Annotated in this window: 8 protein-coding genes and 1 pseudogene; 6 read left to right on the forward strand and 3 right to left on the reverse strand. The window is 70.2% G+C overall.

The features are described from left to right. Together QK444_RS27710 and QK444_RS27715 are read left to right on the forward strand one after the other, a co-directional pair. Positions 1–1,176: pseudogene (locus QK444_RS27710) on the forward strand (molybdopterin oxidoreductase); the annotation flags it as partial. 45 nt (positions 1,177–1,221) lie between these two features. After that, entirely contained in the window at positions 1,222–2,259 is a 1,038-nt protein-coding gene (locus QK444_RS27715) for an alpha/beta hydrolase family protein (protein WP_282785093.1), read from the forward strand. 22 nt (positions 2,260–2,281) lie between these two features. On the opposite strand, the gene QK444_RS27720 is transcribed toward QK444_RS27715, so the two are convergent. Beyond that, entirely contained in the window at positions 2,282–3,316 is a 1,035-nt protein-coding gene (locus QK444_RS27720) for an aldo/keto reductase (protein ID WP_282785094.1), read from the reverse strand. Between the two features lie 83 nt (positions 3,317–3,399). On the opposite strand from QK444_RS27720, the gene QK444_RS27725 reads away from it, so the two are divergent. Beyond that, a complete protein-coding gene (locus QK444_RS27725) occupies positions 3,400–4,017 on the forward strand; it encodes a TetR/AcrR family transcriptional regulator (protein ID WP_282785095.1) in 618 nt (205 codons plus the stop codon). A 279-nt stretch (positions 4,018–4,296) separates the two neighbouring features. Here the strand turns inward: QK444_RS27725 and QK444_RS27730 are convergent, their stop codons facing one another. Continuing rightward, complete coding sequence (locus tag QK444_RS27730; RefSeq protein WP_282785096.1) at positions 4,297–4,890, reverse strand: TIGR03086 family metal-binding protein; 594 nt, start codon at positions 4,888–4,890, stop codon at positions 4,297–4,299. Positions 4,891–5,072: 182 nt separating this feature from the next. Here QK444_RS27730 and QK444_RS27735 point away from each other — a divergent pair, with 182 nt between their 5' ends. Together QK444_RS27735 and QK444_RS27740 are read left to right on the forward strand one after the other, a co-directional pair. Next, positions 5,073–5,306, forward strand: a complete 234-nt coding sequence (locus tag QK444_RS27735) for a hypothetical protein (protein WP_282785097.1) — start codon at positions 5,073–5,075, stop codon at positions 5,304–5,306. A gap of 171 nt (positions 5,307–5,477) precedes the next feature. After that, complete coding sequence (locus QK444_RS27740) at positions 5,478–5,714, forward strand: hypothetical protein (RefSeq protein ID WP_029925976.1); 237 nt, start codon at positions 5,478–5,480, stop codon at positions 5,712–5,714. Between the two features lie 121 nt (positions 5,715–5,835). On the opposite strand, the gene menD is transcribed toward QK444_RS27740, so the two are convergent. Next, positions 5,836–7,467, reverse strand: a complete 1,632-nt coding sequence (gene menD / locus QK444_RS27745; protein ID WP_282785098.1) for a 2-succinyl-5-enolpyruvyl-6-hydroxy-3-cyclohexene-1-carboxylic-acid synthase — start codon at positions 7,465–7,467, stop codon at positions 5,836–5,838. Between the two features lie 83 nt (positions 7,468–7,550). On the opposite strand from menD, the gene QK444_RS27750 reads away from it, so the two are divergent. After that, positions 7,551–8,100, forward strand: a 550-nt coding sequence (locus QK444_RS27750; RefSeq protein ID WP_282785099.1) for a siderophore-interacting protein, incomplete at its 3' end; no start/stop codon positions are given.

Below are 8,100 nucleotides of genomic sequence, written 5' to 3' on the forward strand. Positions count from 1 at the left end.
CGGTCCGCCACCGCGACGGCAGCGCGTACGCGGCGCACCGCGCCCGCACCCTTCACCAGGAATGCGCCGGTGTCCGCACCGCTGGTGCGCAATGAGCTGCTGTCGCGGCCGGGGTCGGCGAAGGAGGTGCGGCAGTTCGGGTTCGATCTGCGCGGGCTCGAGGCCGGTTACGAGGTGGGGGATTCGCTGGGGGTGCGGCCCGCCAACTGCGACAAGGTGGTGGCCGAATGGCTGGATGCCACCGGGCTGGACGGGCGGCGCGGGATCGACGTCGACGATCGCGAGGTGCCGCTCGCCGAGGCGCTGCGCACCCATTTCGACATCACCAAGGTGTCGCAGGATCTGCTCGGCTTCATCGCCGACCACAATCCGAGCCCGCGGCTGGCGAAACTGCTGCGCCGCGACAACCGCAACGAGCTGGACAGCTACCTGTGGGATCGGCAGGCGGTGGACGTGCTGCGCGACTTCCCGGTGCGGGCCGATCTGGTGGAGTGGCTGGGCACGCTGAAGAAGCTGCAACCGCGCCAGTATTCGATCTCCTCCAGCCCCCTGGTCAGCCCGCACGAGGTGCAGTTGACGGTGGGCGTGGTGCGCTACGGCGACCCGGAGGCCATCGGTTCGGCGTCCCGGCGCGGCGGGGTGTCGTCCACCTTCCTGTCCGATCGCGCGGACGCCCCGGTGCCGATCTTCCTACAGCGCGCCCCGCATTTCCGGCCGCCGTTGGACCCGAACGCCCCCATGATCATGGTCGGTCCCGGCACCGGCATCGCGCCCTTCCGTGGCTTCCTGCAGGAACGTCGCGCCCTCGGCTGCCGTGGCCGCAACTGGCTGTTCTTCGGCGACCAGTACGCCCGGGACAACTTCTACTACCGCACTGAACTCGAGGATATGTTCCGCTCCGGCTTCCTGACTCGGCTGGATCTGGCCTTCTCCCGGGATCAGCGGGAGCGGATCTACGTGCAGCACCGCATGATCGAGCACGGTGCCGAGCTGTGGGCGTGGCTGCGCGAGGGCGGCCACTTCTATGTCTGCGGCGATGCGGCGCGCATGGCCAAGGATGTGGACGAGACCCTGCTGCGGATCGCCCGCATTCACGGCAAGTTGGACGAGGACGGCGCACTGGCCTTCAAGAAGCAGCTCATCGCCGAGAAGCGCTACGTGCGCGACGTGTACTGAGTCACGCGGCGTAACCCCACCTGTTGATCTTGCGATAGGGCTGGCATGGGACGACGGGCTCTGGCGGTGCTGCTTGCCGCCGTATCGATCATGATCGGCGCGCAGGCGGCCACCGCCGAACCGGTGACCGGGGCTCCCGGCGTCGCGGTGCCCGACCTGAGATCACCGGACGGCTCCTACGTCGAGAGCATCGAGGTGCAGGACGAGCGCAATATCCGCCTCCAGGTGCGTTCCGCCGCAATGGATATGACCATTCCGGTGGACGTGTTGCGCCCGGCCGACACCTCCGAGCCCCGCCCCACCCTGTATCTGCTCAGCGGTGCGGGCGGCGGAATCGACACCGCCACCTGGAAACTGCGCACGGACGCGCTGGAGTTCCTGTCCGACAAGAACGTCAATGTCGTGCAGATCATGGCCAACGGTTTCGCCTTCTACACCGACTGGCTGCGGCGAGATCCGGTGCTGGGCCTCAACAAGTGGGACACCTATCTGAGCGAGGAACTGCCGCCGCTCATCGACGCCGCCCTGAACACCAATGGCGTGAACGCCATCGCGGGCCTGTCGATGGCGGGTGTGGCGGTGCTGAATCTGGTGCGGGAGAACCCCGGCATGTTCCGCAGTGTCGCCGTGTACAGCGGCATCACCCAGACCAGCGATCCGATCGCCCGGGAGGCGGTGCGGCTGACCGTGGAGGTGTGGGGCGGCGGCGATGTCGAGAATATGTGGGGCGCACCGGATAATCCGCTCTGGGAGCTCAACGATCCGACCATTCACGCCGAGGGTTTGCGCGGCACCAATATCTTCGTCTCGACCGGCAACGGCATCCCGGGGATCTACGACATCCCCGGCGGACCGTTCCGGGAGGAACCGCCGATCGAAACCCCGAAGACGGTCGCCATCGGCGCGTTCATCGAGGCGAATGTGGACATGTTCAACCGTAATCTGCAGAACCGGTTGCACGAGTTGGGAATTCCGGCGACCTTCGTCTACCGCGACAGCGGCACCCACTCCTGGGGCTACTGGCAGGACGATCTGAAGACCTCGTGGTCGGTGCTGGCGCAGGGGCTGTATTCGGCGCCCTGACCAGCCCGGCCACCGAGCCCGCTCAGACCCGCGGCGGGTTGAGGCGGGTGAAGTCCGGGAGTCGGTAGTAGGGGTAGTACGGGTAGGGCGGTGTGGTGGCGCTGGCCTTGTCCAGGCGGGCGAGCTGGTCGGCGTCGAGCCGCCAGCCGACCGCGCCGAGGTTCTGGCGCAACTGCTCCTCGTTGCGCGCGCCCACGATCACCGTGGACACGGTGGGCCGTGAGAGCAGCCAGTTGAGGGCGATCTGCGGGACGGTGCGCCCGGTGTCGGCGGCGATCTCGTCGAGTACGTCGACCACGTCGTAGAGCAGTTCGTCGCGCACCGGCGGCCCGGCCGCCGCGGTGCGGTGCAGGCGGCTGCCCTCCGGAAGCGGTTGTCCGCGACGGATCTTCCCGGTGAGGCGACCCCAGCCCAGCGGGCTCCAGACGACCGCGCCGACACCCTCGTCCTGCGCCAGCGGCATGAGTTCCCATTCGTAGTCGCGGCCGACCAGCGAGTAGTACACCTGGTGCGCCACATAGCGCGGGAAGCCGTGCCGGTCCGCCGCCGCCAGGGATTTCATGAGCTGCCAGCCCGCGAAGTTGGAGGCCCCGACGTAGCGGATCTTGCCCGCGCGCACCAGATCGTCCAGCGCGGCGAGGGTTTCGGTCACCGGGGTCCCGGCGTCGAAGGCGTGCAGCTGGAACAGGTCGATGTGGTCGACCCCGAGCCGCCGCAGCGAGCCCTCGACCGCGCCGATGAGCCGGGAGCGGCCCGCGCCCGCGTCGTAGGGTCCCGGACCGGTGGGCAGCGCGGCCTTGGTGGACAGCAGCACTCGGTCGCGTCGCCCACGAATCGCCTCGCCCAGTACTTCTTCCGAGGCACCGTCCGAATACACGTCGGCGGTGTCGAACATGGTGACGCCCGCTTCCAGGCTGATGTCCACCAGCCTGCGCGCCTGCGCCGCGTCGGTGTCGCCCCAGGCGGAGAAGAGTTCTCCGCGCCCACCGAAGGTGCCCGCGCCGAAGCTCAGCGCCGGAACCAGCACACCCGATGCGCCCAGTCGACGGTACTCCATTGCACACTCCTAACAGAACCACAGTTTCATTAACGCGGCCGACGATACACTGCCGTCGACACAAATGGAACTGGAGGACCGTTATGCATTCGGACATCGCCACCCCCGGCTCTGTCCGCCCGGGTGGGCGCACCGCTCGCGTCCGTGCGGCGGTCCTGCGCGCGGCCGGAGATCTACTCGCCGAACGGGGATTCGCCGCCCTGGACCTCGCCGAGGTCGCCGCCCGCGCCGACGTCGGCAAGACCACCGTCTACCGCCGCTGGCGCACCCCCACCGGCCTCATCGCCGACCTCTTGGTCGATATGGCCGAAACCTCCCTCCCCCGCGCGAATACCGGCACCCTCGCCGGCGACCTGCTGGCCAATGCCCGCCTGGTCGCCAGCACCCTGACCGACCCCCGCCAAAGCCGCCTCTTCACCTCGGTCATAGCCGCCGCCACCTGCGACGACACCGCCGCCGCGGCCCTACGCCGCTTCTACGACACCCGCCTGACCGAATGGGCCCCCTGCGTGACCGCGGCCATCACCCGCGGCGAGATCCCCGCCGGCACCGACCCCCGCGCCCTCCTCTCCGCCGTCTCCGCCCCCCTCTACTACCGCCTGCTCGCCAGCGGCGACCCCATCGACGACAGCGCCGCCGTCGCCGCCGCCGACGCCGCGACGGCCGCCGCCCGCGCGGGCGTATTCGTCACGCCCGCTTAGCGATACACAGCCCTGCCCGGGCTCCACCGAGTCGGCACCAGGCCCGCGGGCAGGTAGCGCCCGATCGCGACACCCACTCGTCTCGGCCCGGCCACCGCATCGACGAACGCCGCAACCGCGAGGGCCGGGCCGGAACCAACGCACCGGTCACGCCGACCCGCTCGGCCTCGACAGTCGTCGGGGGGTGCCACGGCTCCGTCGAGGATGGAGCCACGCCATGTCACCTCCGGGAGCGACCAAGACTCCGGAGGGTCGCGCCACGACGTGCGTGGACGGGCTTCAGGAGTGGGACCAGGCCGGGTCGCGGCCGGTGAGGCCGATGAGGCGGTCGAGAGTGGGGGCGGTGTCGGGGACCGCGACGACCGGGCCGAAGAGGCCGGGGGTGCCCTCCTCGGGGGTGGCGCGCAGCCAGTCCGCCAGGAGGGTGACGTCGTCGTTGTCGGGGTGGTAGGGCTGGCCGGTGGCGCGGGCCAGGTCCCAGCCGTGGATGACCAGTTCGTTGAGGGCCACCGTCGCCATTTCAGGGGCGGGCAGCAGCACCCCGCCCGCCTCGGTGTCCCCCTCCCACGCCGACGGCTCCCGCCAGGCGGAGACCAGCGCCTCGAGCCGGGCGGGTATCCGGGTGCGCCAATCGTCGGGCAGGTCGGGCTCCACCTCCGTGGGGGATACCGAGTGGCCGATCGACTCCTTGGTGGCGGCCGCGCGGAATGCCTCCGTGAGCCCGGCGACATGGGCGAGCAGTTGCCGCACCGGCATACCGCCGCTGGGGGTGGCGGCCCCGAGCTGATCATCGGTGATCGCGGTGACGACCGCCGCCATGGTCGCGGCGGCGGATTTCATATCGAATGCGGCCTTGTTGTCGGTATCAGACATAGCCATCGGTCCTCCCGAACGCATCGGACGCCCACGGCGGGCGGTCCGCTCACCCATAGGGACTGTTCGGCGCGTCGAGACTCATCGGTGCCCCGTGCCCGATCGTGCGGATGTGCGTGCACGGCCACTCCGCAACCGACTCGTTAGCAGCGAAAACGCGTGGCGGCGCGGAGAATTGGTAGATGAAGGGTGATCGAGTGGAGATCGTCGTCGATACCGGCGACGGCTACCGCACTTACGAGGTGCGCGCGACCCGAGCCGGGCGGCGCGTCGAAACACGGATCGCGCGCGGGGTGGTGGAGGTCAGCGAGATCACGCGCACCGGCACCCCGGTGCGTACCGCGCGCTTCCTGTCCAACCGGGTGGTGGCGCTGGTGGAGCATCCGGCCGAGAACGGATCGCTGCCGGGCGAATAGCGCACGAGCGCATAATCCGAGGCAGAGCGGGCATCCCGGGTACCGGGCGGTGCGCGCGTGGTGGTTGCCAGCTCGGCCTATCGGGCGCATCCTCGACAGTGCCGGGCGGCGGTGCGCGCCGGATGCCCGGCCCACGGTCAGGCCGTCGACTCAGCTGGAGAGGAGCACCTGATGACAGATCGAATCACCGACGCCATGAAGGATGTACCGGAGGCCGACTTCGTCGAGCAGACCGTTCCGGCGTACGACGACGGCGGCTACCCCGCGGACGATTTCGACGCCGATACCGAGACGCCGCCGGAGCCCGAGCGCACCTGGGAGGCGAACGAGGCGGACGTGATCGAGCAGTCCATTCCGGTGCCCCTGGACGACGATTACGAGGACACGGACTCCGACAGCGAGTACTGACCCGAAGGACGCGGCGGCGAACCTCCCCGATGGGTTCGCCGCCGCTTGGCGTTCAGGGAGAGCGGCCCGCCCGTCCCGTGTCGGCCGCGCCGTCGATGGATGCGGCGGGCACCGACGCGGTTCAGTCCGCGATGCCCGCGCGCACGGTGGCGTGCAGTTCTCGCAGGCTGGAGCGTTCGGTGGCCACCTCCAGCACCCGCATGCCGTGCGCGTGCCGGGTCAGCTCCACCGCCAGTTCGGACAGGTCCACCTGCCGGTGCGGCACCCGGTAGGCGGCGCACAGCGCGGCCAGATCCATGCCGTGCGGCGTGCCGAAGACCCGCTCGAAGACGCCCGCGTACTGCGGGTCGCCCTGTTCCAGCAGTTCGAAGATGCCGCCGCCGTCGTCGTTGGCGACCACGATGGTGAGGTCCTTGGGCCGTGGCTCGCCCGGACCGATGAGCAGTCCGGAGGCGTCGTGCAGGAAGGTCAGATCGCCGATCAGGGCCAGGGTGCGGCCCTCATGTGAGAGCGCCGCGCCGACGGCCGCGGACACGGTGCCGTCGATACCGGCTACGCCGCGGTTGGACAGCACCCGGATGCCGGGCCGCGGATGCCACACCAGCGCCGCGTCGCGCACCGGATTGGACGCGCCGAGCAGCAGTTGATCACCGTCGTGCAGGGCGTCGGTGACCACGGCCGCCACATGCAGCCCGGTGGGTTTGGGATGCGCGGCCAATTCCGCGCGGATCACCGTGCGCGCCCGCTCGTCCAGCTCGCGGCAGCTGTCCAGCCAGGCGGCGGTGGGCGCGCCGTAGGTGACCGCCCGGGTGCCGGTGCCCACCACATTGCCGGACACATCGGGCCAGCGCGGGCCGGTGGTGAGCGCGTACACGGTCACTTCCGGGTCGGCCAGCACCCGCGACACCTGCCGGTGCAGGGTGGGGCGGCCGGTGATGATGGCCTGCTTGGGCCGCAGCAGCGACAGCGCCAGCGGATGCAGCGGCGGCCCGTGCAGGGGCGCGGTGGGTTCGGCGACGGTCGGCAGCGCGGCCAGTTCCGGTCGGTGCCCCGCGCCGTGCCCGGAGATGACGACGGTATCGGGCGACAGGTCGATGTCGAGGGGGACATCCAGGGTGGCGTATTGCGTTGCGGTCCAGGGCCGTCCACTGTCCCGGCCAGTGGGCAGCGGATCGCCCTCGCGGGCGTCGGGCACCAGTGGTTCGCGCAGTGGGATGTCGAAGTGCACCGGTCCGGCATTGCCGGAGCGGGTGCCGCGGGCGGCGGCCAGCACCCGGCACACGGCCGAGCGCCACACGCTGTTCTGGCGACCGTATCCGGGATCGTCCTCGATTTCGGCGAGCCCGAGGCTGATGGCGGCGCGCACCTGGCTGCCGAACAGCCCGAACTGCTCGACGGTCTGATTGGCCCCGGTGCCGAGCATCTCGTAGGGCCGGTTGGCGCTGAGCACGATGAGCGGCACCCGCGCGTAGTTGGCCTCGAGCACGGCGGGGCCGAGGTTGGCGACAGCGGTGCCCGAGGTCATGACCACCGGCACCGGCCGACCGCTGGCCACCGCGAGCCCGATGGCCAGGAAGCCGGCGGTGCGCTCGTCGATGCGCATGTGCAGCCGGATGCGGCCCGCGGCGTCGGCGGCCTGTAGCGCGAAGGCCAGCGGCGCATTGCGCGATCCGGGGCACAGCACCACATCCCGCACGCCCCCGCGCGCCAGCTCGTCGACGACGACCTGCGCCTGTGCTGTCGAAGGGTTCACGCCCCTCAGCCTCCCAGACAGTGGCTCGGCGCGCTGCGTCGGCCCGCTCACACCCCTTGGTTTAGTTAGGCTTTGCTAACTTGATGCCATGGCGAAGCGAACCAAAGTTTCTCAAGCCCGAACAGCGGGATTTCATCGGCGCGGAAGTGCTCGCGAGCAAACGGATCAGCCCGAACTTCGTCCGCGTCACCCTGGGCGGCGCGGGACTGGGCGATTTCGAGCCGATGGGCTTCGATCAGTGGTTCCGGTTGTTCCTGCCGGGCAGGGACGGATCGCTGCGCCTACCCACCTCCACCAGCACCCTGGGCTGGTACGCCCAGTACCTCATGATGGGCAAGGACACCCGCCCGCTGGTCCGCAACTACACGGTGCGCGACTTCCGCCCGGCGGGGTCGGGCGAATTCGGCTCCACCGCCGAGCTGGATGTCGACTTCGTCTCGCACGGCGACGACAGCCCGGCGTCGGCCTGGGCCAACAATGTCACACCCGGCGGCAAGGTGGGACTGCTCGACGAGGGCATCACCTTCCAGCCGCCCGAGCACGCCGAGTCCGTCCTGCTGCTGGGCGACGAGAGCGCCCTGCCCGCCATCGCCGGAGTGCTGCGGTCGGCCTCGCGCGAGCTGCGCGGCGTCG

The organism is Nocardia sp. CC201C, assembly GCF_030010695.1.
Lineage (GTDB): Bacteria > Actinomycetota > Actinomycetes > Mycobacteriales > Mycobacteriaceae > Nocardia > Nocardia otitidiscaviarum.

Bases quoted from the DNA above. Each gene is read 5' to 3' on its own strand.
- QK444_RS27715 (WP_282785093.1), top strand. From the start codon at position 1,222: ATGGGACGACGGGCTCTGGCGGTGCTGCTTGCCGCCGTATCGATCATG.
- QK444_RS27725 (WP_282785095.1), top strand. From the start codon at position 3,400: ATGCATTCGGACATCGCCACCCCCGGCTCTGTCCGCCCGGGTGGGCGC.
- QK444_RS27720 (WP_282785094.1), bottom strand. From the start codon at position 3,316: ATGGAGTACCGTCGACTGGGCGCATCGGGTGTGCTGGTTCCGGCGCTG.
- QK444_RS27735 (WP_282785097.1), top strand. From the start codon at position 5,073: ATGAAGGGTGATCGAGTGGAGATCGTCGTCGATACCGGCGACGGCTAC.
- QK444_RS27740 (WP_029925976.1), top strand. From the start codon at position 5,478: ATGACAGATCGAATCACCGACGCCATGAAGGATGTACCGGAGGCCGAC.
- QK444_RS27730 (WP_282785096.1), bottom strand. From the start codon at position 4,890: ATGTCTGATACCGACAACAAGGCCGCATTCGATATGAAATCCGCCGCC.